Origin of the sequence: Acidovorax sp. LjRoot194, from assembly GCF_964253015.1 — a bacterium.
Lineage (GTDB): Bacteria > Pseudomonadota > Gammaproteobacteria > Burkholderiales > Burkholderiaceae_C > Acidovorax.
In genome coordinates this window covers 1,617,049-1,643,757 of the sequence record NZ_CAXUQB020000001.1, presented here as the reverse complement: position 1 = coordinate 1,643,757, position 26,709 = coordinate 1,617,049, and the positions used below count along the sequence as shown (strand labels likewise).

Genomic DNA, 26,709 nt, shown 5'->3' with positions numbered 1-26,709 from the left:
AGGCGGTTTTTTTATTGCCGCTCGCCGGCTGCAACATGCGGGCTGGTGGTGGACCCTGCCCCCTCGCCTCGCCTTGCTGCTGGCCGCTTATGCCGCCCTGCGCGCAGCAGGCTGCTCGGCCAGCTGCGCAGCCATCAAGGCGCCCAGCGTGCGGTAGCCCGCTTCCACCTGCGCCGTGAAGGGCATGCCGCAGCTCAGCCGCAGAAAATGCTCGTACCGCCCGGTGTTGGAGAACATGGGGCCGGGCGCGACGCGAATGCCGTTTTGCAGCGCATCGTCATACAGCCGTGTGGACGATATGCCCGCTGGCAGCTCCAGCCACAGGCTCAAGCCGCCGGGCGGCAGGCTCAGGCGCGTGCCCGCCGGGAAGTAGCGGGCCACGGCCCGGGCGGCCTGCTCGCGCTGGATGCGCAACTGCGCCCGCATGCGGCGCATGTGCCGCTCGTACGCCGGCGAGTCCACGCTGCGTGCGGCCAGCAGCTGCGACCAGGTCTGCATGTTGCGCGTGCGGGCAAACTTGATCATCTGCACGCGGGCCTGCCAGCGCCCCGCGCTCATCCAACCCTGGCGCAGCCCGGGCGCAAAGCTCTTGCTGAGCGACGCGCAATAGATCACCTGCCCTGCATCGCCCTGCCGGTCCCAGGCCTTGGCGGGCCGCAGCACGTGCGGCGACTCCACGAACTCGCGGTAGATGTCGTCCTCGATGAGCGCCATGCCGTATTCCACGCACAGCGCCACCAGGCGCTCCTTGTGCGCGTCGGGCATCACGCTGCCCTGCGGCATCTGCAGGTGGGGCACCACCACCACGCCCTTGAGCCGCGGTTCGTTGCGCGCGGCCAGCTCCAGGGCTTCGAGCGACATGCCGGTGTGGGGGCTGCAGGGGATCTCCAGCGCGCGCAGGCCCCGCACCTCGATGGCCTGCAGGATGCCGAAGAAGGTGGGTGATTCGACCGCGATCACGTCGCCCGGCTCGGCGACGGCGTCCAGCGCCAGGTTCACCGCCTCGGAGTTGCCCAGCGTTGCGCCGATGTCGCCCGGCGCAATGCACACGCCGAAGGTGAGCGCATGCCGGGCCATGGCCTGCTGAAAGTCCGGGTGGGTTGTGGGTGCCGACGGGCCGTACACCAGGATGTCGGGTTGCTCGCGCAGCAGCGCGTGGGCCAGGCGGTTGAGCGCCGCGGAATCGAACAGGCTGGGCGCCGGCATGGCACTGCCCAGGTCCAGCGGCAGCGGGCCCGCGCGGCGGGCTTTTTCAAGAAAGCCGGAAATGCGCTCGTTGATGCCAGCGAAAACACCCGGGTCGTGGGCCAGCGGCTCATGCACCTCGGGCTCGCGCGCCCGGGGCAACGCCACGTCACCCGGCTCCCGCACGAAGTAGCCCACCCGCTCGCGCGCCTCGACGCAACCCAGGGATTCGAGATGGCGCAGCACCTGCAGCGCGGTGGACAGGCTCACCTGGTGCCGTTGGCACAGCTCCCGCACCGACGGCATGCGCATGCCGGGCGTCAGGCTGCCGGCTGCTATGGCCTGTTCGTACAAGGCCGCCAGTTGGCGGTAGAGCGGGGCATCCCGCGAGTCGGTGGAATGAGACATGACTGGTAAAGGGTGCTGCTGCTGCAGAGCCGTGGTGCGGGCTCTGCAGCCGTGAAGTGCATCGTGCCCCAGCGCCCGCTGCAGCAACAGATACAGGAACGCGCAGACAGGACCATAACAGCACACCATTAATCGCTGCTGTTCTACCTATTCCCTCACAGCCGTGTCCCTGTCGGAATGGCTCTGATTTTTTTACGCTAGAGCCTCACTGCAGCCACTTCCTGAGGAGCCCGCACCATGCCAACGCGCACGCAATCCGCCACGCCATCCGCCAATTCAGCCGCCGCCCACACCACCGCCCCATCGGCCGCAGTCACCCTGGGCCTCACCTCCGGCCAAAGCCTGTGGCTGTGCCTGCCGCCCGGCAGCGTGCTGCACACCACCCAGGGGGAGGTGTCGCTGCGCTTTGCGCCACAAGACTGCGGACATGCCCTGCACACCCCGCCGCAGGCACGGCTTGGCGCGGGCGATCATCGGCATTCGGGATCGAGCACCCAGACCACCTGGGTGCAGGTGGACAACGCCCTGCCCGGCCGCGCAGAGATCCAGGTCATCGAACAAGCGCCCGCGCCGGGGCTTTGGCATCAGGCACGGCACCTGCTGCGCACAGCGTTTGCAGGCCGCGACAAAACCGCCCAGGACCGCACGTTTGGCAATGTGCCCGCGCTGCGCTAACGACTGATGGCTGATGGCCGATCGCGAAGGACACATTGCCTGACCCATGGTTGTGCCCAAAGAAAAAGGCCTTGCCAGATGGCAAGGCCTTGGGCGCTGAACGCCAGGGCTGGGGCGCTTCAGGCCTGCGCCGCGCGCAGCCGCAGCGAGAACTCGCGCAGCGCGGCAATGCCGCTTTCTTCCGCGCGGCGGCACCAGGCTTGCAGGTCGGCCGTCAGTTGCTCGCGCGACTGGGACGTGTTGAGCCACAGCTGACGCAGCTCTTCGCGCATGGTGACCATCTTGTCGAGCGCCGGGTGGGCGGCACGCGCCTGGGCCAGTTGCGGCAGCGCGCCCGCAGGCACCTTCTCGGCATCGCGGTGCAGCCAGCGCTTGGCGGCGGTCAGTACCGAGACGTCCGCCTGGCGGGCCTTGAGCGCGGCGATCTCTTCCTTGCAGGCCTGGCGCACGCCGCGAGCGTAGCCGGCCATGACCTCATAGCGGTTGGCGATCAGCGCCTCCAGCGTCTTTTCATCGGCCACGGGCTTCACGTCGCCCAGCTGCAGCTTGGGCGGCACCTTCTTGACAGTGGCCCAGCCCACTTTCTTCATCAGGCTGATGTAGGCCCAGCCGATGTCGAACTCGTACGGCTTGACCGAGAACTTGGCCGACGTGGGATAGGTATGGTGGTTGTTGTGCAGCTCTTCGCCGCCAATGATCACGCCCCAGGGCGAGAGGTTGGTGCTGGCGTCCTGCGCCTCGAAGTTGCGGTAGCCCCAGTAGTGGCCCACACCGTTGACCACACCGGCCGCCCAGAACGGGATCCACAGCATCTGCACGGCCCAGACGGCGGCGCCCACTGCGCCGAACAGCGCCAGGTTGAGCACCAGCATCAGGCCCACGCCCTGCCAGCCAAAGCGGGTGTAGACATTGCGTTCCATCCAGTCATCGGGCGTGCCGTGGCCGAACTTCTTCATGGTTTCGAGGTTCTTCGACTCCGCGCGGTACAGCTCGGCGCCGCGCCACATCACGGTATCGAGGCCGCGGGTCTGCGGGCTGTGCGGGTCGTCCACGGTTTCGCACTTGGCGTGGTGCTTGCGGTGGATGGCCACCCACTCCTTGGTCACCATGCCGGTGCCGAGCCACAGCCAGAAGCGGAAGAAATGCGAAGGGATCGCATGCAGGTCGACCGACCGGTGCGCCTGCGAGCGGTGCAGGAAGATCGTGACGGCCGCAATGGTGATGTGCGTCGTCGCCAGCGTGTAGAGCACGATCTCCCACCAGGCCAAGTCCCACAGCCCGTGGCCCAGCCAGTCGATGGCGGCGTTCAGCACAGTCCAGTCGGGTAACAGCATATTCAAAAATACCTCGTACAAAACACCCGGGCACCAGCGGTGGCGGGACTGTCAATTTTAAAGCGCGCCCCCCATTTCAGACTGGAGGTTATCCACAGTACCCAGAGTGACTTGGCCCCTGAGTCGCCTTCACGACAAGGCCGTGCAGACTGGGCGCCAGAACGGACTGCGCAACGAGCGGAACCGCAACTCCCACGCCCGTTTCGTCACTTGCGGCGCAACCGGCGCGGCCCATGCCAGTGCCACCGTGGAACCGGCTCCGCCGGGCCACCGGTGGCGTCCCCCTTGGGGGAAGACGCGCAGCGGCTCAGGGGGGGGCTTACTTCCTCGTCCAGACCGCCGCAAAGAACCCGTCGGTGTGGTGCACATGGGGCCACAGGCGCAGATATCCAGTGCCGGACTCGCCGCCGCTGCACAGCTGCGCGGCGCCCTCGACCTTGAGCTGGGCCAGCAGCTCGCCGGCATCCACCAGCACGAAATCGGGGTGCGCGGCGCTGAAAGCCTCGGCGATGGCCTCGTTCTCCTGCGGCAGGATGCTGCAGGTGGCATACACCAGCCGGCCGCCGGACTTGAGCAGCCGCGCGGCACTGGCCAGGATGGCCGTCTGCTTGGCCACCAGTTCTTCCACCGCCTTGGGCGTCTGGCGCCACTTGAGGTCGGGGTTGCGGCGCAGCGTGCCCAGGCCCGAGCACGGCGCGTCGACCAGCACGCGGTCGATCTTGCCCGCCAGGCGCTTGACGCGGTCGTCGCGCTCGTGGGCAATGGCTGCGGGGTGGACGTTGGACAGCCCGCTGCGGGCCAGGCGGGGCTTCAAGGCATCGAGCCGGTGGCCCGACACGTCGAACGCATACAGGCGGCCCGTGCTGCGCATGCTGGCACCGATGGCCAGCGTCTTGCCGCCGGCACCGGCGCAAAAGTCCACCACCATCTCGCCGCGCTTGGCGTCGAGCAGCAGGGCCAGCAGTTGGGAGCCCTCGTCCTGCACCTCCACGGCGCCACGGGTAAAGACATCGAGCTTGGTCAGCGCCGGCTTGCCGTCGATGCGCAGGCCCCAGGGCGAGTACGGCGTGGGCACGGCCTTGATGCCGGCCTTGGCGAGTTCCTTTTGCACATCGGCGCGCTTGTCCTGCAGGGCGTTGACGCGCAGGTCCAGCGGCGCGGCGTTCGACAAACTCTCCACCAGCGGCCAGAAGCCCGTGCCCAGCTGGTCCTTCAGGGGCTGCACCAGCCATTCGGGCAGGTTGTGGCGGTGGCGCTCCATCAGGTCGTCCACCGTCACGGCGTCGCATTGGTCGAGCCAGTTCTTTTCCTGGTCGGTCAGGGCGCCGTTCAGAAAGTCGCGCGGGCCGTGAAAGCCCAGGATGGCCAGGCGCCGCTCCTTGGGGCCGGAGCCCGAGGGGGCCATGTGGTCAAACAGCAGCTTCTTGCGCAGCACGGTGTAGACCGTTTCGGCCAGCGTGGCCCGCTCGCGGGGCCCCAGGCCCCGGTTGTCACGGAAAAAGCGCGACACCACCGCGTCGGCGGGGTGTTCGAAGGTGAGGGTGAGTCGGACGAGTTCGGCGCAGGCGTCGAGAAGAACTTTGGGATGCATCCCTCTATTGTCCCACCCTGGAAGCCCCCCTGTATCGCGGCGGGGCGGCCCTTGCGCGGGGTCCGCTGGCATTTGGCAGCGCCGGGTTCAAGCGCAAAGACGGTGCGCAGAGGCTGAAACAGGCACGCGCCAGGCCAGTGCCACCGTGGAACTGGCTTTGCCAGGCCACCGGTGGCGTCCCCCTGGGGGGAAGACGCGAAGCGTCTCAGGGGGGCTTATGCATCTACCTGGTGAAGATCGGATCGAAAGCGTAGCGCTGAATCTCCTTGAGCGTGGGCGACTCGCCCGCCCACAGCGCCAGGGTGGGCCCGGGGATGCTCAGGTTGCGCTCCAGCGCGCGGCACAGGTGGTAGCGGCTGTCGTCGTCCAGGCCCGGCAACTCCACGAACAGCAGGTAGGCCCGGCGCTGTGCGTACTCGCGCAGGTTCTTGCGCACCAGCCAGCAGCGGGCCAGCGGCACGCAGCGCGCGAGCTCTGCCTTGAGCTCGGCCAGCTCGAACTCGCTCAGGTCGTGGCGCGAGATCTGGCTGAAGAACGAGGTGCCCGACAGCTCCTCCCACGCCCGGTCCTCGGACTCCTGCGCGCGCTCCAGGCGCTTGCGCCACTGCTTGAAGGCGGCGGCGTCGTGCTCCTTGCCCAGGCGGGGGGTTTCGAGCTCGGCCAGCGCCGTGCGCGCGGCCCAGAAGCGGTCGCCGCTGGCGGTGTCCCACAGCCGGTGCAGCAGCGCCAGCTTGCCGTCGCGGTCGTCGTCGGCCAGGCAGGTGACCAGCCCGCGCAAGGCGGCCGGGTGTTCGGGGCTGCGTGCCAGCGCGGTCTCGTACAGCGGGCGCACATTGGCACGCGGGTCCAGGTGGCGCTTGAGGCGTGCCAGCTCCACCAGCTCGACCGCGCTGCTCTGGGCGGTGGATGCGCCCAGCGCCTCGGCGCGGGCGCGCACCCGCTCCAGCCAGGCGTGGTGCTGCTTCCATTCGGTGGCGTTGTCACGGCACCACTCTTTGTCGAAATGCGCCACCCAGCGCTTGGCCTCGGGGCCCAGCAGGCCCAGCGCGTTGCCGCGCGACCAGTCGGGCACGGTGGGTGCGGCGTCCAGTGCCTCGATGCGGTCGCGCAGGCCCGGGTGGGTGTCGTCCACGCTGCTGATGCGCTTGAGCGCCTGGCGCATCGCATCGTTGGCAAAGGCAGCGTCCGGCGGCTCGGCCAGGCGGCGTCGCATGCCGCGGTAGGGCCCCACGGGCAGCGGGTTGCCTGCGGCGCCGCACCAGTGTTGGCCCCAGAACTCTTCGTGCAGCCAGGCGCCGCGGATCTCGATCTCGGCCAAGGCCGCCGCCGTCACCTCGCGGCCCAGCAAGCGGCCGGCGATGCGGTCGGCCTCGTACTCGTCCTGCCGTGCCAGCGCAAAGGTCTTGGCCGAAAACCGCGGAAAGTACCAGCGCATGAAGGCCTGCGTGGCCGCTGCGGCCGGGCCCTCGTCATCGGACAGGCTGTAGTTCAGGCGCATCCACGACAGGCGGGTGCGGTAGATCCAGGCGGCAAACCGGCCGTGGTCGCCGCGCAGGTGCCCATATTCGTGGGCCAGCACCGCCAGGAAACGCGGGCGGTCCAGCGCCATCAAGAGCGGCAAGCCAATGGTCAGGTGGTTGACGGCGCCGCCCAGCAGTCCAAAGCGGGGCACCTGCTGGATGCTGGCGTTGAACTCGCTGTCGAGCCGCACCGTGTGGATGGGCGGCCCCTTGATCTTGCGGCGGATGCGCTCGAGTGCCTCGAACAATTCCGGCGCCTCCAGTGCCGTGATCTCCACACCGCCCGGGGGCTCGAGCCGCACCCACAGCGCCCGCAGGCTCACCCACAGCAGGCCCACCGCTCCCAGCAGCAGCCACACCATGGCCAGCCGAAAGCGCCCGTGCAGGACCTGGGGCACCACCCACAGCACGATGCCGACGGCCAGCGCCAGGCAGCCCAGCACCCACGCATAGCCCAGCGCCGCAAAAGCGGCCACGCTGCGTCGGTAGGCGCGGCTGTTGTCGGCACTGGCATGCTCGCTCATGCGCACCAGGTGCACAAAATCTGCCTGATCCACGGGTGTCCCTCTCCCTCTGTATGGTTGCTTATTTTTCTGTGCCGGGCAGCCCGCTGGCAAACCCCGTGCCGGAAGGGGGCCACCCCGCCGCCGCACAAAATGCTGAAGCTGGCACAACCCCGCATCCTAACGAACCACCCACCAATCACCAAGACACCAAGACGCACCCATGAACGACGACGACCTGCCCGAACTGATCAGCACCCCGCCCGGCCTGTACCGCCACTACAAGGGAATGCTCTACGAGGTGATCGACACCGTGCGCCACAGCGAGACCCTGGAGCCGATGACGCTGTACCGCGCGCTGTATGGCCGGCACGGCCTGTGGGTGCGGCCGGCCGCCATGTTCGAAGAGCCGGTGCTGGTGGACGGCGTGCTGCGACCCCGCTTTGTGAAGTGCGAAGAGGGATCGGTGCCGCCTGCATCCCATGGCTGATGCGGCCCTGTGCACCGCCATGGCAGTGCATGGCCGTGTTCTCAGCGCAAAAATGGCTTCTACCGCTTGATAGACAAGCGGCATCAGCTATTAAATCAATAGCAAACTGTCGGACGCGGCACCTACAGCCGCTGCACCAGCGCCCGCACGGCGCGGGGGTAGATCACGTGCTCCTGGGTGAGCACGCGGGCCGCCAGCGTGTCCGCCGTGTCGCCGGGCAGCACCGGCACCACGGCCTGGTCCAGGATGGGGCCCACATCCAGCTCTGCCGTCACCTGGTGCACGGTGACTCCGGCCACCTTGCAGCCCGCGTCGATGGCGCGCTGGTGCGTATGCAGGCCGGTGAAGGCCGGCAGCAGGGACGGGTGGATGTTGATCAGCCGCCCCGCATACCGCTCCACGAAGCCGGGGGTCAGAATGCGCATGAAGCCTGCCAGCACCACCAATGCGGGCTCGTGCCGGTCGATCAACGTGGCCAGCTCGGCATCGAAGGCCTCGCGGCTGGCAAAACCCTTGTGGTCCAGCGCCTCGGCGGCAATGCCCTGCTCGCGCGCAAAGGCCAGGCCGGCGGCCTCGGGTTTGTTGCTGACGACGGCCACCACGCGGGCGCCGTAGCGCTGCTGCCAGTTCTCTTGCTGCGCGGTGCGCACGATGGCCGCCATGTTGGAGCCGCCGCCTGAGATCAAAATGACGATGTTCTTGACGCTGTTCTTCATAAATTGCACCGGATTATCCCAGCCATGCCCTTCGACCCGACCACCCGCCCCCTGACCGCCGCCGAAGCCCGCGTGCTGGCCACCCTGATGGAGAAAGCCCGCACCGTGCCCGACAGCTACCCCATGTCGCTCAACGGCCTGGTCACCGGCTGCAACCAGAAGACCAGCCGCGACCCGGTGATGAACCTGAGCGACGCCGAGGCGCAGGAAGCGCTGGACTCGCTCAAGCTCCTGACGCTGGCGTTCGAGAGCAGCGGCAACCGCACCACGCGCTGGGAGCACAACTTTCAGCGCGGCGTGGGCGTGCCCGAGCAGTCGGCCGTGCTGCTGGGCCTGTTGGTGCTGCGCGGCCCCCAGACGGCGGGCGAGCTGCGCATCAATTCCGAGCGCTGGTACCGCTTTGCCGATATCTCGTCGGTCGAGGCCTTTCTGGACGAGCTGCAGGAGCGCAGTGCCGAAAAGGGCGGCCCGCTGGTCGTGCTGCTGCCGCGTGCCCCCGGTGCGCGCGAGCAGCGCTGGGCGCACCTGCTGTGCGGCCCGGTGGACACCAGCGCCGCAGCGCCTGCCGCCAGCAGCAGCAGTGGAGGCAGCGCACCCGCCGCGCTGCAGGCCCGCGTGGACGCCCTCGAAGGCCAGGTGGCCGCCCTCCAGGCCACGGTGCAGCGGCTGTGTGCCGAGCTGGGCATGGCCGACCAAATGTCACCACCCGGACAGGACTAAAACGAACGACCGTGCTACAAATGCGGGATCACTTGGAGACAAACCGCATGGATCTCGCATTCACCCCTGAAGAGCAGGCCTTCCGCGAAGAGATTCGCGCCTGGGTTCACGCCAATCTACCGAAAGAAATTTCGCACAAGGTGCACAACGCCCTGCGCCTGACCCGCGACGACCTGCAGGGCTGGGCCAAGATCCTGGGCAAGAAGGGCTGGCTGGGCTTTGGCTGGCCCCAGCAATTCGGCGGTCCCGGCTGGACGGCCGTGCAAAAGCATTTGTTCGAAGAAGAATGCGCCCTGGCGGGCGCGCCCCGCATCGTGCCCTTCGGCCCGGTGATGGTGGCGCCGGTGATCATGGCGTTCGGCAACGCCGAGCAGCAAAAGCGCTTTCTGCCCGGCATCGCCAGCGGAGAGGTGTGGTGGAGCCAGGGCTACAGCGAACCGGGCTCCGGCTCGGACCTGGCCTCGGTCAAGACCCGCGCCGAGCGCGTGGGCGACAAGTACATCGTCAACGGCCAGAAGACCTGGACGACCCTCGGCCAGTACGGTGACTGGATGTTCAACCTGGTGCGCACCAGCACCGAGGGCAAGCCGCAGACGGGTATCTCCTTCCTGCTGCTGGACATGAAGTCCAAGGGCGTGACCGTGCGCCCCATCAAGCTGCTGGATGGCGAGTGCGAGGTCAACGAAGTGTTCTTCGACAACGTCGAAGTGCCTGCCGAGAACCTGATCGGCGAAGAGAACAAGGGCTGGACCTACGCCAAGCACCTGCTGTCCCACGAGCGCACCAACATCGCCGATGTGAACCGCAGCAAGCGCGAGCTGGAGCGCTTGAAGCGCATCGCCAAGGCCGAAGGCATGTGGGAAGACCAGCGCTTCCGTGACCAGATCGCGCTGCTCGAAGTGGACATCGTGGCACTGGAAATGCTGGTGCTGCGCGTGTTGTCGGCCGAGAAGTCGGGCAAGAACTCGCTCGACATCGCGGGCCTCCTGAAGATCCGCGGCAGCGAGATCCAGCAGCGCTACGCCGAGCTGATGATGCTGGCCGCCGGCCCGTTCAGCCTGCCCTTCATCGAAGAGGCCATGGAGGCCGGATGGCAAGGAAACTTCCCAGGCGGCGTCACCGCCAACGCGCCGCTGGCGTCCACCTACTTCAACCTGCGCAAGACCACGATCTACGGTGGCAGCAATGAAGTGCAAAGAAATATCGTCGCGCAGACTGTGCTGGGCTAAGGAGACAAGAACATGGATTTCGATTTTTCTGACGACCAGGAACAACTGCGCGATGCCGTGCGCAAGTGGGTGGACAAGGGCTACACCTTCGAGCGCCGCCGCGCTGCCGTGGCCGCTGGCGGCTTCGACCGCGCCGCCTGGGGCGAACTGGCCGAGCTGGGCCTGACGGCGCTGACCGTGCCCGAGGCCCACGACGGCATGGGCCAGAGCGCCATCGACGCCATGGTGGTGGCCGAAGAATTGGGCCGCGGCATGGTGCTGGAGCCGATTGCGCAGGCCTTCATCGCCAGCAGCGTGCTGTCGCAGTACGGCACGGCCGACGTGCAAGCCGCTTGGCTGCCCCGCGTGGCCAGCGGCGAAGCCCTGGTGGTGCTGGCCTACCAGGAGCGCAAGGCACGCTACCGCCTGGATGTGTGTGAGGCCAAAGCGGCTGCAGCGCAGTCCGGGTATGCGCTGACAGCTACTAAAAGCATAGTGGCCGCTGGCGACCAGGCCGATGCCTTCATCGTGCCCGCGCAGCTGGACGGCAAGATCGCCCTCTTCCTGGTCGAGCGCTCGGCCGCTGGCGTGACCACGCGGGGCTACGTCACGCAGGACGGCAGCCGCGCAGCAGAATTGCAGCTGGCCAACGCGCCCGCCACGCTCATCACCACCGACGGCCTGGCCGCGCTGGAGCTGGCGGTGGACACCGGCATTGCCGCCACCTGCGCCGAAGCCGTGGGCGTGATGGACAAGACGGTGGCGCTCACCGTCGAATACATGAACCAGCGCAAGCAGTTCGGCGTGTTCATCGCCAGCTTCCAGGCGCTGCGCCACCGCGTGGCCGACATGAAGATGCAGCTCGAGCTCGCCCGCTCGATGAGCTACTACGCCAGCCTGAAACTCGGCGCGCCCGCCGCCGAGCGCCGCGCCGCCATGGCGCGCGCCAAGGTACAGCTGGGCCAGTCGATGCGTTTCGTGGGGCAGCAGTCGGTGCAACTGCACGGCGGCATCGGCGTGACGGATGAGTACATCGGCAGCCACTACTTCAAGAAGCTGACGCAGCTGGAGATGACGTTCGGCGACACGCTGCACCACCTGGGCGAGGTCTCGGCCCGCATGCAGGACACGGCGGGCGTCTTTGCCTGACGCAGGCGCGTAACACCCGCATGCCATGCTCGTGGATTCCCCGGTCCACGGGCATTTTTCTATTTCTGGAGACCCTTCGATGAACACGCTTTTCCTGCCCCGACGGTCCCTGCTGCTGGGCGCGGCCATTGCCGCCAGCCTGGCCCTGGCCGGCTGCGCCACGCAGAGCTCCGGCATGGCCGAGGCCCCGCCCATCGTCTTTGTGCACGGCAACGGCGACACCGCCGCGCTGTGGCAGACCACCGCGTGGCGCTTCGAGTCCAACGGCTGGCCGCGCGAGCGCCTGCACGCCATCGACGTGCCCTACCCGCTCTCGCGCGACGACGATGCCAAGCCCCAGCCGGGCCGCACCTCCGCAGCCGAGCACATGGCCTACCTGAAGGCCGAAGTGGACAAGGTGCTGCAGGCCACCGGCGCCCGGCAGGTCGTGCTGATGGGCAATTCGCGCGGCGGCAATGCGATCCGCAACTACATCTACAACGGCGGTGGCGACAAGACCGTGAGCCACGCCATCCTGGGCGGCACGCCCAACCACGGTGTGTGGGCTACGCCGGGCTTTCGCGAAGGCAATGAATTCTCGGGCACCGGCCCCTTCCTCAAGGCCCTGAACGCCCCCAAGAACGCCGCGGGCGACGAGGTGAGCGGCCCGGTGAAGTGGATGACCATCCGCTCGGACAATAACGACAAGTTCGCGCAGCCCGACGGCCTGTGGATCGGCCAGAAAGGCACGCCCACCAATGTCACCGCCGCAGGGCCCGAGCTCAAGGGCGCGACCAACGTGGTGATCCCGCGCATCGACCACCGCGAGACCTCATACTCGCCCGCCGCATTCGAAGCCACCTACCGCTTCATCACCGGCAAGGCCCCGGCGCGCACCGACATCGCGGCCGAAAAATCCGTGGTGCTGAACGGCAAGATCACCGGCCTGGGCGTGGACTCGGCCGATGCGAAGACCGGCAACTTCAGCAACAACCTGCCCCTGCCCGGCGCCCAACTGGAGGTGTACGCCACCGACCCGGCCACGGGCGCCCGCACCGGTGGCGCTCTGCTGAAGAAGACCGTGGGCACGGACGGCCGGTGGGGCCCGCTGACCACCCAGCCCGGCGTGCCCCTGGAGTTCGTGATCTCCGCGCCCGGCTACGCCACGACCCACATCTACCGCAGCGGCTTTCCCCGCAGCAGCGAGCTGATCCACCTGCGCCCCGAACGCATCGCCGACGCGGACAAAACCGCCGATGCCATCGTCACCCTGACCCGCCCCCGCGGCTACCTGGACCCTGCACGCGACAAGATGCTGCTGGACGGCGCCCCGCCCGCCGGCGTGCCGGCCGGTGCCGGCGCCGCGTCGGCCAAGATCAAGCCCGCGGGCGGGCAGCGCCCCATCGCCGCCGAGTTCAACGGCGAGCGTGTGGTGGGCCAGACCTGGCCTGCGGCCCAAGGGCATGTGGTGATGCTGGAGATCAACCAGTAACATCCGGTCTTCGTCAGCAACGCAAAAGACGCGCACAACAAAAAAACCCCACAGGGCGCACCTGTGGGGTTTTTTTACGTTCGGTAGGCCCAGGGCCACGAACCAGGTCGGTGCCGCCGGATCAATGCCTTTGTTGCCTCAGTGCCGATGCCCCTCGTGGCTTGCGCTCTGCTTGAGGCTCTCGACGATGTTCACCGTGATGCCATTGGGCAGCACCATGTCCGATGGCTTCATGCCCGCCTTGCAGTCCCCCACGCGGCGCCCGCTGAACTGGGTCACCCCCGGCGCGTTGTTAGCGACGGGCTTTGAATAGGCCACTTCAAAGTCGCCCTGGTAGGACTGCTGAAAGTCACCGCTGAGCCGAATGCGCGCGGTGACCCGGTTGTCGTGCACGAAACACACGGTCTGCACAGTGAACTGGCCGCCCTCCTTCTTGACCGCAGTCTCGTGGCAATGCTCCTGGCCAGGCACCACGGCGAGCATGGTCACGGCATCCACGTCGTTCGTCGTGCACTGCAGAACCTTCTGCTGGCGCATGACGGACTGGCCGGCCCCGATGATCGACACCTCCCACAAACCGGGCTTGCGCACCGGCAGGGCATCGGCATGGGCGAGCGGCACCACGACGACGCCGAACGACAGTGACACAGCCGCAACGGCCAACGCGATTTTTTTCATGGATCGAGACAAGTAGAGTGCCAGAGCCCCACGCAGGGACCCTGGCACGGTTCGGAAGTGCACCAGTGCACTTCGGATCGAGGGCTTCGGCTGCGTCAGCCGCCGAATCTGCGCCGGTGCACCCAGGCCATCAGTGCCAGCAGAGCCGACAGGATGATCATGCCCCACTCGGACAAGGTGGGGATGGACGCAGGGCCTGCCGCCATGGCCGGTGCGAACCGGAACACTGCGGTGCAGTCCGCCGCCACGGCGGGCACGGTGTAGGTGGTGAAACCCGCGTTGAAGCTGCCGCCCGTGCAGGTGCTGGAGGCGTCCAGCGCCGCACGCATGCCGGCACCGGGAGCGAGCGTGAACACGGCGCTGGCGCCGGGCACCACGGACTGGGACGCCGGCGACACCGTGCCGGTGCCCGACAGCACCGATCCGGTCACCACCGGGTTGGGCACGAACGCGAAAGCTGCGGAGCAAGCGCCTGCCACGGCGGGGATGGTGTAGACCGTGGTGTCGGCTTTGAAGCTGCCGCCCGTGCAGGTGCTGCCCGCCGCCAGGGTGGCGCGCTGGCCGGCCCCTGGCGTGAGCGTGATCACCGCCGTGCCGCCCACGGCCACCGACTGCGACGCAGGGCTGACCACGCCGCTGCCCGAGGCCACGGAGGCCGTGACCGCCACCGGGCCGATGAACACGAAGTTCACCGAGCAGTTGGCCGCCACCGGAGCGATGGTGTAAGTCGTGCCGGACCAGGTACCTGCAGGGCAGGTGCCGGTGGGCGTGCCGCGGCTGTAGCCGGTGGTGGGCGTGACCACGTAGGAGGCAGAACCACCGATCACCACCGTCTTGGGCGCGTTGGGCGTGATGGAGCCTCCGGTGCCGACGGTGGGCGTGACCGTGGCCACGCCGGCATTCACAAAGCTGAAGTTGACCGTGCAGTTTTGCGCGATGGCGTTGGTGGTGTAGGTGCTGCCCACCAGAGCGCCACCGGTCTGCGTGCCGCCGGCTGCGCAGTTGTCGGTGATGACGGGGGCGTAGCCCGCGTTGGGCGTCACGGTGAACGACGTGGTGCCGCCCGGTGCCACGGGCTGCGTGACGGCAGGGCTGACCGAGCCGTTGGCGCCCACGACGGGCGTCACGTCCAGAGGCACCGTGAAGTTGGCCGTCACGGTCTTGGAAGCATCCATGGACACGGTGCAGCTGCTGGCGGTGCCCGAACACCCGCCGCCGCTCCAGCCCGAGAAGATCGAGCCCGAGGGCGCGGTGGCGTACAGGATGACCTGCGAGCCACCCGGCGCGTCGGTGGTGCAGGTGGCGCCGCAGGTGATGCCCGAAGGCACCGACGTCACCGTGCCCGTGCCGATCTTGTTGACTGCGAGATTGAACAAGCCCAGACCCACGGGGTCGGAGTCCGTGGCGGTGTTGTTGGAGCTTTCGCGGTCCTTCACGCTCACCGGCGCGGTCACCGTGGCGGTGTGCAGGATGGTGCTGGCGCCGCTGCCCGCAGGGTCGGCCTGCGCGGAGATCGTGTACGTGAGGGTGCCGCCCACCGGAACAGGGTCCGGCAGGATCTGGCTCACCGCGCCGGAGCCCGAAGGCACCGGGCAGACTGCGCCGCCGCTGGCAGCACAGGTCCAGGTGATGTTGGTCAACGAGGTGGGTGCGGACTCCTGGATCGTGGTGCCAGCCGGCACCGCCGTGGGGCCGAGGTTGGTCACGGACATGGTGTACGTGAGGGCCTGGCCCCAGATCACGGCGCTTTGCCCATCGGACAGGCTCACGCTCAGGTCGACCAGGGGGTCCGTCGTGATCTGGCTTTGCACCAGCGGCCCCAGCAAGGGCGAGATGGCATCGCCCACGATGGAGTAGTTGCCGTGGTTAATGGGGCCCGTGGTGGTACCTGGTGTGATGAACGACAGCGGGATGGTTCCGCTGCTGCCTGGGTTGAGCGTTCCGACCGGGCACGACACGGTGTCGATCTGGTTGCCTGCCGCCCCGGAGGTATTGACCGTGCAGGAGCCCGGCACGCTGGCCGGGTCCACACGCAGGTTCTTGGGAGTTCCGGCCGTGTTGTCTTGCGGAGACACGATGGTCACCACCGTGCTCGTCAGCGGCACGTCACCCTGGTTCGAATAGGAGTACGTGTACGCCACGCTGCTGCCGGCGGCTGCGTATTCAGGCGCATCGGCCTTGATGCCAGGACCGGGCAGATTGGTAAGCCCTGCACCGGAGTCCACGTAGATGTGACCGGAGTGCCCGCTCTGGCTGCAGCCCGCGGCGATCACCGTGACCTTGATCTGGTCACCCACATCGAGCACACCCGCACCTGGCGCGATGTCGATGGTCTGCCAGTTGGTGTACTGAAAGCCACCCACGGACTGCCATGGCACGCCCGACTGGCCGGAGAAGTTGAAGGTGTAGAACAGCTGCTTGTTCTTCGTGATGTTGTAGACCTCCACGAAGAAGTACGGCTGCTCTGCGCCTGGATGCCCGGGGTTCTGCAGCACCGGGGCGATGGCGAAGCGCACGTGTGCCTTGCCGTCGGACGGGTCCACGTCGCCCAGCGTCATCACGGCCGTCTGGTCGATGGACGCAGCGCGGTTCTGGGCACCCAGGTAATTGATCCGCGCGCTCTTTGCGCCGTACAGCGGAAAGCGCACCTGGCCATTGACGTTGGTGTCCGAGCCGTTGCCCACCGCATCGGTCGGCGCCGGTGTGGAGGTGGTGTTGAATGTCAGTCCGAGATCACTTTCGGTGTCCGGGGGGAAATTGGCCAGAGGGATACCAGCGATCGGCACACGCAGATGCCGGACGTTCCAGTTCGCCAGATCGTTCTCGAAGCCGCCATTCACGAAAGCCGCGCGCGCGGAGCCTGCCGTGGCCGCAAGGACCAGCAAGCCCAACAGCAGCAGGCACCAGTGGCGCAAAAGCCTGGAAGGCCCTTCGCGCATTCCGGAAGGAAAAATCTTGGTGATCAATTTGCCATCTCCTCTGTGAACCAGTCTCTGTTGTCAAACCTGCAGGCCGAGTTCGGCCCAGGCTGCGCCCTGCCTTGCGGCATGCACAACCAAATAAATGGGGGGAATAGGTGCGGTTGCTAAGGCGTTCGTCGCCCCGTCAACCCGCTGGCGAAAGGGGTGTCAATTCATGTTGCAAACACGAGCCCTTTTCCAAAAACCGCTCGCACTGGCAATGCCAGGCCGGTGTCGTCCATCGTTTTGCGGCGCAGCCGGGTCAAGGCTGATTCGATGCGATGAAAATCGTCGTCCAGATTGCGGCCACCCACGGCCTGCACCAGCATTTGCTTGCTCACCAGCACGCCCGGGCTGTGCAGCAGGCACGACAGCAGTTCGAGCTCTCTTGTGGTCAACGACACCACCTGCTGGTTGGGTGCGCGCAGCGTGGCGGCTGCGGCATCCAGCTGCCAGGGCACCGCGGCATTGGCGTCACCGCTGCCCGGCCCCTGCAGCCGCTTGTTGCGCAGCTGCGAGCGGATACCGGCCACCAGCTCCTGCATGTCGACGGGCTTGACGAAATACTGCAGCGCCCCGGCCTCCAGGCCTGCGATGCGGCTGTCCAGATCTGCACGGGCGGTCATGAGAACGGTGGAGACCCCTTGCGAGGCCAACCGGGTGAGAAGGCTCAACCCGTCTTCCCCGGGCAAGCCGATGTCCACCACCACGAGGTCCGCACGTTCGCGCAGCAGCTGCACGTAAAAATCTTCGGCCGACTCGGCGCCCCACGCGTGGAATCCCGAGCGCGCAAGGAAGCTGCACACATTGCTGCGGATGTCCTCGTCGTCTTCGACAACTGCGATCGTGGCTTCGGCAGACATGGGAAAAATGGGGCTTTGCAGGTCGCGAAACAGATTGATACGTACTATTGTGGCAGTGCCCTTTGTACCGAGCCATGCACGAGAACTCACGAATACTCACGACCCATATCCCCCATCCGGCGGCAACCTTTGGTGCGCGCGGCCTGCGGCTGTGGCTGGTGATGGGCTGGCTGTTTTTTTCAGCGTTGTTTTCGCACGCCAACGCGGTGGCGCAGGACTTTCAATGGCAGCTGGGATGGGACCTCCCCATGGATCGGCTGGACGATCCGGACCACCGGCTGGGCCCCGATGATGTGGCGACGGCGCAAGCGCAGGCTGGCGTCGCGCGCTTGAGGCACTCGCTCAGCGCGGGATATCTGAGCCATCCGGTCTGGCTTCGCTTCGACGTCCCGGCGCTGCCACCCGGCACGGACCCCGGTGCACTGTGGCTTCTGGCACAACCCACGTACCTGGATTCCATCACGCTGTACCAGCGCAGCGCGAGTGGGGACTGGTCCGCACAGATCAGCGGAGACCATGTGCCGTCGGCGCACAAATCGGGGGTTCGCCAGCATCTGTTTCGGCTGGCGCCCGGCGCGACCGCGCTCATCCGCATTGAGACGACCAGCGCCATGCAGTTGCAAGGCAGCATTCTGGGGACCCAGGCGCTGGCCACCGCGTTGGCCCGCTCGGAGCGCGTGATGGGGCTGTACTTTGGTGCCATGGCCGCACTGCTGCTGGCGGTGTGGGCCGCCGCTGCCATCTTCCGCACCCGCTCGCTCATGGCCCTGGCCGTACTGGGGACAGTGAGCTTCATCCACATCTTCAATGTGCGGGGCTACTCCAGCCTGTGGGCGCCGGCCGCGCTCACGCAGATGGCAAGCCACGCCGTGGGCATCGGTGCGTTCATGCTGGCCGCCACGCTGGCGTGGCAGGTCCGCCAGCAGCTGTCGCGCACCAGCCGCTACCGCCGCACGGACAAGCTGCTCATCGGGCTGGTCGCCCTCAATCTGGCAGGCTCGCTCAGCGTTCCCCTCGGCTTCTATGGCTCGGTGGCCTGGGTGAATCTGCTGTCGCTGATCACCAGCGATTTGATCGCCATCGCACTGTGCGTGCTGGCGCTGCGGCGGCGCGAGAAGCGGGCCCTGCACACGCTGCTCCTGGCCGCCTATGGACTGCATGCGGTGGCGGGTGTTCCGATCACCATCATCATGACCGGCGCACTGCACTGGAACATCGATGCCACCGCGCTGTGGCAGGCGGAAATCATCGTCTTCACGCTGCTGATCGCCTGCGCCGTCTTCGTGGGCCTGGTCGTGCGCTATCGGGACATCCAGCGCGTCAAGGACCTGGCCATCGCGCGGCTGGCGCAGTCCGAGCAGTCGCTGGAAGAGCGCATCGAGCAGCGCACGTCGGAGCTCTCGCACACGCAGGTGGCGTTGGGGCACGCGCTCGACAACGAGCGGGAGTTGCGGCTGGAGCAGCGGCAGTTCTTTCACATGATCAGCCATGAGTTCAGGACGCCCCTGGCCGTGGTGGACAGCGCTGCGGCCGAGCAGCAGGCGTTCCCCTCGCCCGACCTGACCGTGCAAAAAGACCGCGCCGCCCAGATGCGCCGCGCCTGCCGGCGATTGACCTCGCTGGTGGACAGCTGCCTCATCAGCGAGCGGCTGGACACGGCGGGATTCACGCTGCAGGCCTCCCCCGTGCGGGTGGCCGATCTGCTGGAACACGCCGCCCAGCTGGTGCACTGGTCCCCCCGCCACCGCCTGCGCCTTTTCACCGAGTCTGCTCCCGAGGAGTGGGTGTGCGACGAGACGCTGGTGCGCATTGCGCTGTCCAACCTGGTCGACAACGCGGTGAAGTACGCGTCGGCGGGAGAGATCTTCATCGCAGCCCGAAAAGCAGATTCGGGCCTGCTGGAGATTTCCGTCGCGGACGAGGGCTCGGGCATGTCGCTGGAGGTGATGAACCGCATCTTCCAGCGGTTCGAACGCGGGGACCGCACCGACCAGAGCAAGGGCTTCGGCCTGGGCCTGTGGGTGACGCGCCGCGTGGCGCGGCTGCACGGTGGTGACATCACAGTGGAGTCCAGGCCTGGGGAGGGGGCGTGCTTTACGTTGACTCTGGGCGCGCAGCGCGTGGGACCACAGCCAGACGCCGGTCGTCCGCGAGCCGACGCCGCGCATCCGTGAACGGCGCAAGGCATGCGGCGAGGGCCTGCGCTGGCAATGCCAGGCGCGCAGGCCACCACAAGGCGGCGGTCTGCGCGAATCCTGGATAATCTCGGTTTTGCCCGGTAGAACAACCGGACACCGACAGCCTTTCAGACTGACTGACCGACGGTCTGATGCAACTCCTCTGCACCCATGAGCGCCACAGCGAACGATCCCAATCTCAAGTACTTGACCAAAGCCCGTGAGCAGCTCACGAAGGGCGACCTCAGAAACGCTGCGGCGACGCTGAACAAGGCCAACGCACTGTGGCCCCAGGATGCGCGCGTGCACATGCTCGGCGGCCTGCTGGCGGAAAAGGCTGGCAATGTGAAGGGCGCATTTGAATCGCTGCGCAAGGCAGTGTCGCTGGCCCCGGCCTGGGGACCCGGCCTGCTGGAGCTGGCGTTGCTCCTGGCCCGCCAGAACCAGTTTCAAGAAGCTGTGGAAACAGCGGAGAAGGTGGCTGCACTGGAACCCCAGAATCTGCAGGTACTGGCAGGTGTCGTTGACATCGCCCATCGCTCGGGACACGCTGAAATGGCCGTCCGCCATCTGCGCCGCGGCCTGGTCTTGGTGCCCGGCGATGCCACGCTGCAGCGCCTGCTGGCGCGCGACCTGAGCGAGCTGGGCCGCCATGACGAGTCACTTGCCGTGTGGGACGCCCTGATCGCAGCCAACCCTACCGACACGCAATCGCTGGTCGGCCGAGTGCAGGCCTGCGTGGCCGCTGGCAAGGCCGCCGATGCCGCCAAGGACACGTCGGCACTGCTGGCTCTGGCGCCGGATGATGCGGTCTACCAGTACTACGCCGAGCTTGCCAACGGCCGTACGCCGGCGCAGCAGCCTGCAGAGCTGACCCGTCCGCTGTTCGACGGCATGGCCGAAATTTATGACCAGCACATGGTCCGCGGTCTCAAGTACCAGTTGCCCAAGCAAGTAGCCGACCAGATCCTGGCTCGCTATCCGCACAAGAAGCTCAACGTGCTGGACCTTGGCTGCGGCACAGGTCTGCTCGGAGTGTGTCTGGGCCGCCTGGAAGGTGCCTTGATCGGTGTGGACGTTTCACTCAAGATGGTGGAACAGGCGGCTCGCCACAACGTGTACGACCGGTTCCACACCGTCAATCTGCACGATGCGCTGAAAGACACACCGGAAGGTCTGTACCAGGTGGTGGCTGCACTGGATGTATTCATCTATGCCGGCGACTTGACGCAAGCCATTCCCAACGCCTTCCGCGTGCTTGCGGCGGACGGTGAACTGATCTTCTCGTGCGAGATCGGCGACGAAACAGGCCCTGACCTGGTGCTGCTGCCCTCGGGGCGTTACACCCACAAACGAAGCCACGTGGAAGCTCTTTGCAAGCGTGCCGGATTCGACGCTGTGGTGATCGAGGACACGGTACTGCGCCATGAGGGTGGACAGCCTGTCCACGGGTTTGTGGTCACTGCGCACAAGCCCGCATAAGGCGTACAGCCGCAGCGCAGCGCAACTCGAAGCTCTGGCCCCTGCTCTTCAGCGGGGCGGGCCTTCTCTGCGAAGCATCCGCTGCACTATCCCAGCAGCCGCGACGATTTGGGCACATGGGCGATCAGAAACTCCATCTGGTCGGCCAGGATGCGCCGGTTGCGCAGGATGAAGTCTTCCCACAGGCTGGGGATGTACGGCGCGTAGAGCAGTGGCATGTGGGCCTGCTCGGGGGTGCGCGGGCCCTTTCGGTGGTTGCAGGGGCGGCAGGCGGTGACCACGTTCATCCAGTGGTCCTGCCCGTTGCGGGCAAAGGGCACGATGTGTTCGCGCGTGAGGTCTTCTTCGTGGAAATGGCCGCCGCAGTAGGCGCAGACGTTGCGGTCGCGGGCGAAGAGCTTGCTGTTGGTGAGGCTGGGTTTCAGGTCGAACGGGTTGATGCCCGGCACGCCCTTGGTCCCGATGATGCTGTTCACCGCGATCACCGACTGCTCGCCGGTGACAGCGTTGTACCCACCGCGGAACCGGGCGATGTGGGCGCCTGATTCCCAGCGCACCTCATCGGCGGCGTAGTGGATGACCGCCTGTTCGAGCGAAATCCATGATTGGGGCAGCCCTTGGGCCGACAGCTTCAAGACCTTCAAAACACGCCTCCTGGAACAAGAATGAACACCAGGAAACCTCTGCACGAATCGGCGCGCCGTGTGCATCTGCGGTCTCGGGCGGTCTGCGGCGTTGCCAATGCTCGCAATAGCTACGGCTATTGCTGCGCTTTGCGCCTTGCAGCCCATCCCGATCCGCAGCGCTCACTTGCCGCCCGAATCGTACAGAGGCTCCCTAGTAATCGGAACGCGGATGTCTCGCGGGCCACCCTGCTCTGGAAGGCCCCTCGGTCACAATATACTCCGTTTTGATGACAAATTGGCGTCCTGCGCTTGATGGATATGCGCGTGCTGCTATCAAAAAGATAACAAACCAATGAAGATCTTTCGCGGATTCCACCACCGGGGCATCGCCAGCGCGTGCGCGCTGACCATCGGCAACTTCGACGGGGTGCACCGAGGTCACCAGGCCATGCTGGCCCTGCTCAACAGCGAGGCGGCGCACCGCGGGGTCGAAAGCTGCGTGCTGACCTTCGAGCCCCACCCGCGCGACTACTTCGCCGGGGCGCACAACAAGCCCGAGCTGGCGCCGGCCCGCATCGGTACGCTGCGCGACAAGCTCACCGAGCTGGCGCGGTGCGGCGTGCAGCAGACCGTGGTGCTGCCGTTCGATGCGCGACTGGCCGCCCAGTCGCCGGCCGAGTTCATCGACGAGGTGCTGATGCGCGGCCTGAACGCGCGCTATGTGCTGGTGGGCGACGACTTCCGGTTCGGCCGCCAGCGCGCGGGCGACTACGCCATGCTGGACGCCGCCGGCCAGGCCCGGGGCTTCGACGTGGCGCGCATGAACAGCTACGAGGTGCATGGCCTTCGGGTGTCGAGCTCGGCCGTGCGCGATGCGCTGGGCCGGGGCGACATGGAATCCGCGGCGCGCCTGCTGGGGCGGCCCTACACCATCTCGGGCCACGTGGTGCATGGCCGCAAGCTCGGGCGCGAGCTGGGCGCGACCGGCGCGGGGGCCGGCGACGGCTTTCGCACGCTGAACCTGCGCTTTGCCCACTGGAAGCCGGCTGCCAGCGGCATCTTCGCGGTGCTGGTGCATGGCCTGGGCGATGTGCCTCTGCCCGGCGTGGCCAACCTGGGCGTGCGGCCTTCGCTGGACCCCAACGACGTCAACGGCGGACGCGTGCTGCTCGAAACCCACTGCCTGCAATGGCCCGCCGATCTGGACCCCGAGGGGGCGTACGGTAAAATCGTGCGGGTGGAACTGCTGCACAAACTGCACGACGAGCTCAAGTACGACAGCCTGGACGCCCTGACAACGGGCATCGCCAAGGACTGCGACGATGCGCGCGCCTACTTTGCGACGGCCGCCATCGCGTCGCACACCGAGACCCGGCGCCAGACCACGCGCGACCGAATTTGAGGGGGCTGCTTACCGCAGCGCCCGCCTGAGCGGGCACACACATCCTTTTCGCGCACCCCCTCCCCCCTTCCGGGCACGCCCCGGAATGTTCAGTTTTTAAGGCCTCTTCATGTCCGACGACAACGTCAGTTCCGCGTCCGCCCCCACCGCCACGGACTACCGCAGCACCCTGAACCTGCCCGACACCCCCTTCCCCATGCGCGGCGACCTGCCCAAGCGCGAGCCGGGCTGGGTCAAGGAGTGGGACGACAAAGGCATCTACAAGCGCCTGCGCGATGCCCGCCGGGGCGCGCCCAAGTTCATCCTGCACGACGGCCCGCCCTATGCCAATGGCCAGATCCACATGGGCCACGCGGTCAACAAGATCCTGAAGGACATGATCACCAAGGCGCGCCAGCTCGAAGGCTTCGACGCGCTGTACGTGCCCGGCTGGGACTGCCACGGCCTGCCGATCGAGAACGCCATCGAGAAGAAGCACGGCCGCAACCTCAGCCGCGACGACATGCAGGCCAAGAGCCGGGCGTTCGCCACCGAGCAGATCGCGCAGCAGATGGGCGACTTCCAGCGCCTGGGCGTGCTCGGCGAATGGGACAACCCCTACAAGACCATGAACTTCGCCAACGAGGCGGGCGAGATCCGTGCGTTCAAGCGCGTGATGGAGCGCGGCTTCGTGTACCGGGGCCTGAAGCCCGTGTACTGGTGCTTCGACTGCGGCAGCTCGCTGGCCGAGTTCGAGATCGAATACGCCGACAAGAAGAGCACCACGCTGGACGTGGCCTTCAAGGCGCACGAGCCTGCGAAGCTGGCCGCCGCCTTCGGCGTGCCCGCGCTCGCCAAGGACGCCTTCGTGGTGATCTGGACCACCACCGCGTGGACCATCCCCGCCAACCAGGCGCTGAACCTGAACCCCGAGATCAGCTACGCGCTGGTCGATGCCGGCGAGCGCCTGCTGCTGGTGGCCGAACCGCTGGTGGCCTCGTGCCTGGAGCGCTACGGCCTCACCGGCCAAGTGCTGGCCACCACCCTGGGCAAGAACCTGGGCGGCCTCGAATTCGAACACCCGCTGTACGACGTGGCCAGCGAGGACGGCAGCTACGGCTACCGACGCCTGTCGCCCGTGTACCTGGCCGACTACGCCACGGCCGACGACGGTACGGGTATCGTGCACTCCTCGCCCGCCTACGGGCTGGAGGATTTCAACTCCTGCGTGTCCCACGGTCTGGCGCTGGACGACATCCTGAACCCGGTGCAGGGCAACGGCACCTATGCGCCGGACTTCCCGCTGTTCGGCGGCCAGCACATCTGGAAGGCCGTGCCCGTGGTCATCGAGGCGCTGCGCAATGCCGGCCGCCTGATGGCCACCAAGGAGATCACCCACAGCTACCCGCACTGCTGGCGCCACAAGACGCCGGTGATCTACCGCGCCGCGGCGCAGTGGTTCATCCGCATGGACGAAGGCGAAGGCGTGTTCACCAAGGCCGGCGAAAAGCCCGCCAAGACGCTGCGCCAGATCGCGCTGGACGCCATCGAGCACACCAGCTTCTACCCCGAGAACGGCAAGACCCGCCTGCACGACATGATCGCCAACCGGCCCGATTGGTGCATCTCGCGCCAGCGCAGCTGGGGCGTGCCCATCCCGTTCTTCTTGCACAAGGACTCGGGCGAGCTGCACCCGCGCACCATGGAGATCATGGACCAGGCGGCTGCCATCGTGGAAAAGGGCGGCATCGAGGCCTGGAGCCGCGTGACGCCCGAGGAGATCCTGGGTGCCGAAGACGCGGTCTGCTACACCAAGAGCACCGACATCCTGGAGGTGTGGTTCGACTCCGGCTCCACGTTCTTCCACGTACTGCGCGGCACGCACCCCAACGTGCACCACGACACCGGCCCCGAGGCCGACCTGTACCTGGAAGGCCACGACCAGCACCGCGGCTGGTTCCACAGCTCGCTGCTGTTGGCCAGCGCGCTCGAAGGCCGCGCGCCCTACCGCGGTCTGCTGACCCACGGCTTCACCGTGGACAGCCAGGGCCGCAAGATGAGCAAGTCGCTGGGCAACGGCATCGACCCGCAGGAGATCAACAAGAAGCTGGGCGCCGAAATCATCCGCCTGTGGGTGGCCGCCAGCGACTACTCGGGCGACATCGCGGGGGACGAGAAGATCCTGGCGCGCGTGGTGGACGCCTACCGCCGCATCCGCAACACGCTGCGCTTTTTGCTGGCCAACGTGAGCGACTTCGACCCCGCAACAGACGCTGTGCCGTTCGACCAGATGCTGGAGATCGACCGCTACGCCCTGACGCGCGCGGCCGAGTTCCAGGCCACGGTGCTCGCGCACTACAAGGTCTACGAGTTCCACCCCGTGGTGGCCAAGCTGCAGCTGTATTGTTCGGAAGATCTGGGCGGCTTCTACCTGGATGTGCTGAAAGACCGGCTGTACACCACCGCGCCCAAGAGCTTGGCGCGCCGCAGCGCCCAGACCGCGCTGTACCACATCACCCACGGCATGCTGCGCTGGATGGCGCCGTTCCTGTCGTTCACCGCCGAAGAGGCGTGGAAGGTGTTCGGCTCGTCTGACTCCATCTTCCTCGAAACCTACGGCTCGATCGCCAGCGCCGACGAAGGCCTGCTGGCCAAGTGGAGCCGCCTGCGCGAGATCCGCGACATGGTGAACAAGGAGATCGAGGCCCTGCGCGCCGGCGGCCAGGTGGGCTCGTCCCTGCAGGCCAACGTGGTGCTGACCGCGGCGCCCGAAGACCATGCGCTGCTGGCCAGCCTGGGTGATGACCTCAAGTTCGTGTTCATCACATCTGCTATCGAATTGGTAGCTGGTAGCGCACTGCAGATCAGCGTGAGCGCCAGTTCCGATGCGAAGTGCGAGCGCTGCTGGCACTACCGCAGCGATGTGGGCCACGATGCGGCGCACCCCACCATCTGCGGGCGTTGCACCAGCAACCTGTACGGCGCGGGCGAGAGCCGGGGGCACGCGTAATGGCGCGCGGCAACACCTCGCTCTCCGGCCGCTCCGGCGCAGCAGCCATGTGGCCGTGGCTCGCCTGGGCCGTGGTCCTGCTGGTGGCCGACCAGTTGACCAAGACCTTCATCCTGGACAACTACCGGCTCGGGGACTCCACGTTCATCACGGGCTTCTTCAACATCGTGCGGGCGCACAACACCGGGGCGGCGTTCTCGTTCCTGGCGAATGCGGGCGGCTGGCAGCGCTGGCTGTTCACCGGCATCGGCGTGGTGGCCACGATCTTCATCGTGTGGCAACTGCGCGCGCACCCTGGGCAAAAGCTGTTTTGCTTCTCGTTGGCCAGCATCCTCGGCGGCGCCGTGGGCAACGTGGTGGACCGGCTGATGCACGGCTACGTGGTGGACTTCCTGGACTTCCACTGGGACTTTCTCTCGGGCATGTTCCCGGGCGGGCACTTCCCGGCGTTCAACCTGGCCGACACGGCCATCAGCATCGGGGCGGCCTGCCTGATCCTGGACGAGCTGCTGCGGGTCAAGCGGTCCAAATAGAAGCTGGGCGGCTGCCCTGCCCCGCATTC

At 66.9% G+C, this 26,709-nt stretch carries 20 protein-coding genes; 11 read left to right on the top strand and 9 right to left on the bottom strand.

Going from position 1 to position 26,709, the window contains the following annotated elements; all coding sequences use genetic code 11:
- Positions 1-87: 87 nt before the first annotated feature.
- The gene (locus tag ACSQ3N_RS07530) at positions 88-1,593 is read right to left on the bottom strand and encodes a PLP-dependent aminotransferase family protein (RefSeq protein ID WP_436145986.1); all 1,506 of its coding nucleotides are present in this window, start codon (positions 1,591-1,593) and stop codon (positions 88-90) included.
- Between the two features lie 237 nt (positions 1,594-1,830).
- On the opposite strand from ACSQ3N_RS07530, the gene ACSQ3N_RS07525 reads away from it, so the two are divergent.
- Entirely contained in the window at positions 1,831-2,268 is a 438-nt protein-coding gene (locus ACSQ3N_RS07525; protein WP_436145985.1) for a hypothetical protein, read from the top strand.
- A gap of 119 nt (positions 2,269-2,387) precedes the next feature.
- Here ACSQ3N_RS07525 and ACSQ3N_RS07520 read toward each other — a convergent pair whose 3' ends face one another.
- The 3 genes from ACSQ3N_RS07520 to ACSQ3N_RS07510 all read right to left on the bottom strand — a co-directional run bounded on the left by ACSQ3N_RS07520 (position 2,388) and on the right by ACSQ3N_RS07510 (position 7,270).
- Positions 2,388-3,602 carry a DesA family fatty acid desaturase gene (locus ACSQ3N_RS07520; protein WP_436145984.1) on the bottom strand — a complete coding sequence of 405 codons (1,215 nt, stop codon included), beginning with the start codon at positions 3,600-3,602 and terminating at the stop codon, positions 2,388-2,390.
- 319 nt (positions 3,603-3,921) lie between these two features.
- Positions 3,922-5,193: an RsmB/NOP family class I SAM-dependent RNA methyltransferase gene (locus ACSQ3N_RS07515; protein ID WP_436145983.1), complete on the bottom strand. Its 1,272-nt coding sequence runs from the start codon at positions 5,191-5,193 to the stop codon at positions 3,922-3,924.
- 223 nt (positions 5,194-5,416) lie between these two features.
- Complete coding sequence (locus tag ACSQ3N_RS07510) at positions 5,417-7,270, bottom strand: M48 family metallopeptidase (protein WP_056161862.1); 1,854 nt, start codon at positions 7,268-7,270, stop codon at positions 5,417-5,419.
- Positions 7,271-7,439: 169 nt separating this feature from the next.
- Between ACSQ3N_RS07510 and ACSQ3N_RS07505 the strand changes: the two genes are divergently transcribed.
- Positions 7,440-7,706, top strand: a complete 267-nt coding sequence (locus ACSQ3N_RS07505) for a DUF1653 domain-containing protein (protein ID WP_056161860.1) — start codon at positions 7,440-7,442, stop codon at positions 7,704-7,706.
- Positions 7,707-7,828: 122 nt separating this feature from the next.
- Here the strand turns inward: ACSQ3N_RS07505 and purN are convergent, their stop codons facing one another.
- Entirely contained in the window at positions 7,829-8,422 is a 594-nt protein-coding gene (purN, locus tag ACSQ3N_RS07500; protein ID WP_056161858.1) for a phosphoribosylglycinamide formyltransferase, read from the bottom strand.
- 24 nt (positions 8,423-8,446) lie between these two features.
- Here purN and ACSQ3N_RS07495 point away from each other — a divergent pair, with 24 nt between their 5' ends.
- From ACSQ3N_RS07495 to ACSQ3N_RS07480, 4 genes are all read left to right on the top strand, one after another.
- Complete coding sequence (locus ACSQ3N_RS07495; RefSeq protein ID WP_056161855.1) at positions 8,447-9,142, top strand: YceH family protein; 696 nt, start codon at positions 8,447-8,449, stop codon at positions 9,140-9,142.
- Positions 9,143-9,189: 47 nt separating this feature from the next.
- A complete protein-coding gene (locus ACSQ3N_RS07490; RefSeq protein WP_056161853.1) occupies positions 9,190-10,371 on the top strand; it encodes an acyl-CoA dehydrogenase family protein in 1,182 nt (393 codons plus the stop codon).
- A gap of 12 nt (positions 10,372-10,383) precedes the next feature.
- A complete protein-coding gene (locus tag ACSQ3N_RS07485) occupies positions 10,384-11,499 on the top strand; it encodes an acyl-CoA dehydrogenase family protein (RefSeq protein WP_056161851.1) in 1,116 nt (371 codons plus the stop codon).
- 79 nt (positions 11,500-11,578) lie between these two features.
- Complete coding sequence (locus tag ACSQ3N_RS07480) at positions 11,579-12,970, top strand: alpha/beta fold hydrolase (protein ID WP_056161848.1); 1,392 nt, start codon at positions 11,579-11,581, stop codon at positions 12,968-12,970.
- A gap of 138 nt (positions 12,971-13,108) precedes the next feature.
- On the opposite strand, the gene ACSQ3N_RS07475 is transcribed toward ACSQ3N_RS07480, so the two are convergent.
- From ACSQ3N_RS07475 to ACSQ3N_RS07465, 3 genes are all read right to left on the bottom strand, one after another.
- Positions 13,109-13,648, bottom strand: coding sequence for a DUF3617 domain-containing protein (locus tag ACSQ3N_RS07475; RefSeq protein ID WP_056161846.1), 540 nt, complete (start codon positions 13,646-13,648; stop codon positions 13,109-13,111).
- Between the two features lie 95 nt (positions 13,649-13,743).
- Positions 13,744-16,614: an IPTL-CTERM sorting domain-containing protein gene (locus ACSQ3N_RS07470; protein ID WP_436145982.1), complete on the bottom strand. Its 2,871-nt coding sequence runs from the start codon at positions 16,612-16,614 to the stop codon at positions 13,744-13,746.
- A gap of 167 nt (positions 16,615-16,781) precedes the next feature.
- The gene (locus ACSQ3N_RS07465) at positions 16,782-17,471 is read right to left on the bottom strand and encodes a response regulator transcription factor (protein ID WP_235507222.1); all 690 of its coding nucleotides are present in this window, start codon (positions 17,469-17,471) and stop codon (positions 16,782-16,784) included.
- A 74-nt stretch (positions 17,472-17,545) separates the two neighbouring features.
- Here ACSQ3N_RS07465 and ACSQ3N_RS07460 point away from each other — a divergent pair, with 74 nt between their 5' ends.
- On the top strand, positions 17,546-19,645 hold the full coding sequence (locus tag ACSQ3N_RS07460) for a sensor histidine kinase (protein ID WP_082516684.1): 2,100 nt from the start codon (positions 17,546-17,548) through the stop codon (positions 19,643-19,645).
- A gap of 174 nt (positions 19,646-19,819) precedes the next feature.
- Positions 19,820-21,130 (top strand): tetratricopeptide repeat protein, encoded by a 1,311-nt coding sequence (locus ACSQ3N_RS07455; RefSeq protein ID WP_436145981.1) that lies wholly within the window; start codon positions 19,820-19,822, stop codon positions 21,128-21,130.
- Positions 21,131-21,216: 86 nt separating this feature from the next.
- Here the strand turns inward: ACSQ3N_RS07455 and ACSQ3N_RS07450 are convergent, their stop codons facing one another.
- Positions 21,217-21,774, bottom strand: coding sequence for an HNH endonuclease (locus ACSQ3N_RS07450; protein WP_056161838.1), 558 nt, complete (start codon positions 21,772-21,774; stop codon positions 21,217-21,219).
- A 334-nt stretch (positions 21,775-22,108) separates the two neighbouring features.
- On the opposite strand from ACSQ3N_RS07450, the gene ACSQ3N_RS07445 reads away from it, so the two are divergent.
- The 3 genes from ACSQ3N_RS07445 to lspA all read left to right on the top strand — a co-directional run bounded on the left by ACSQ3N_RS07445 (position 22,109) and on the right by lspA (position 26,680).
- A complete protein-coding gene (locus ACSQ3N_RS07445; protein ID WP_436145980.1) occupies positions 22,109-23,158 on the top strand; it encodes a bifunctional riboflavin kinase/FAD synthetase in 1,050 nt (349 codons plus the stop codon).
- Between the two features lie 109 nt (positions 23,159-23,267).
- Positions 23,268-26,147, top strand: a complete 2,880-nt coding sequence (ileS, locus tag ACSQ3N_RS07440) for an isoleucine--tRNA ligase (RefSeq protein WP_436145979.1) — start codon at positions 23,268-23,270, stop codon at positions 26,145-26,147.
- Positions 26,147-26,680 carry a signal peptidase II gene (gene lspA / locus ACSQ3N_RS07435; RefSeq protein ID WP_436145978.1) on the top strand — a complete coding sequence of 178 codons (534 nt, stop codon included), beginning with the start codon at positions 26,147-26,149 and terminating at the stop codon, positions 26,678-26,680. The genes ileS and lspA overlap by 1 nt, the downstream gene beginning before the upstream one ends.
- Positions 26,681-26,709: the final 29 nt, after the last annotated feature.

What these genes read in the sequence shown, in the direction of transcription:
- ACSQ3N_RS07530 (WP_436145986.1), bottom strand. Translation starts at nt 1,593, where the DNA reads ATGTCTCATTCCACCGACTCGCGGGATGCCCCGCTCTACCGCCAACTG.
- ACSQ3N_RS07525 (WP_436145985.1), top strand. Translation starts at nt 1,831, where the DNA reads ATGCCAACGCGCACGCAATCCGCCACGCCATCCGCCAATTCAGCCGCC.
- ACSQ3N_RS07520 (WP_436145984.1), bottom strand. Translation starts at nt 3,602, where the DNA reads ATGCTGTTACCCGACTGGACTGTGCTGAACGCCGCCATCGACTGGCTG.
- ACSQ3N_RS07515 (WP_436145983.1), bottom strand. Translation starts at nt 5,193, where the DNA reads ATGCATCCCAAAGTTCTTCTCGACGCCTGCGCCGAACTCGTCCGACTC.
- ACSQ3N_RS07505 (WP_056161860.1), top strand. Translation starts at nt 7,440, where the DNA reads ATGAACGACGACGACCTGCCCGAACTGATCAGCACCCCGCCCGGCCTG.
- purN (WP_056161858.1), bottom strand. Translation starts at nt 8,422, where the DNA reads ATGAAGAACAGCGTCAAGAACATCGTCATTTTGATCTCAGGCGGCGGC.
- ACSQ3N_RS07495 (WP_056161855.1), top strand. Translation starts at nt 8,447, where the DNA reads ATGCCCTTCGACCCGACCACCCGCCCCCTGACCGCCGCCGAAGCCCGC.
- ACSQ3N_RS07490 (WP_056161853.1), top strand. Translation starts at nt 9,190, where the DNA reads ATGGATCTCGCATTCACCCCTGAAGAGCAGGCCTTCCGCGAAGAGATT.
- ACSQ3N_RS07485 (WP_056161851.1), top strand. Translation starts at nt 10,384, where the DNA reads ATGGATTTCGATTTTTCTGACGACCAGGAACAACTGCGCGATGCCGTG.
- ACSQ3N_RS07480 (WP_056161848.1), top strand. Translation starts at nt 11,579, where the DNA reads ATGAACACGCTTTTCCTGCCCCGACGGTCCCTGCTGCTGGGCGCGGCC.
- ACSQ3N_RS07475 (WP_056161846.1), bottom strand. Translation starts at nt 13,648, where the DNA reads ATGAAAAAAATCGCGTTGGCCGTTGCGGCTGTGTCACTGTCGTTCGGC.
- ACSQ3N_RS07465 (WP_235507222.1), bottom strand. Translation starts at nt 17,471, where the DNA reads ATGTCTGCCGAAGCCACGATCGCAGTTGTCGAAGACGACGAGGACATC.
- ACSQ3N_RS07460 (WP_082516684.1), top strand. Translation starts at nt 17,546, where the DNA reads ATGCACGAGAACTCACGAATACTCACGACCCATATCCCCCATCCGGCG.
- ACSQ3N_RS07455 (WP_436145981.1), top strand. Translation starts at nt 19,820, where the DNA reads ATGAGCGCCACAGCGAACGATCCCAATCTCAAGTACTTGACCAAAGCC.
- ACSQ3N_RS07445 (WP_436145980.1), top strand. Translation starts at nt 22,109, where the DNA reads ATGAAGATCTTTCGCGGATTCCACCACCGGGGCATCGCCAGCGCGTGC.
- ileS (WP_436145979.1), top strand. Translation starts at nt 23,268, where the DNA reads ATGTCCGACGACAACGTCAGTTCCGCGTCCGCCCCCACCGCCACGGAC.
- lspA (WP_436145978.1), top strand. Translation starts at nt 26,147, where the DNA reads ATGGCGCGCGGCAACACCTCGCTCTCCGGCCGCTCCGGCGCAGCAGCC.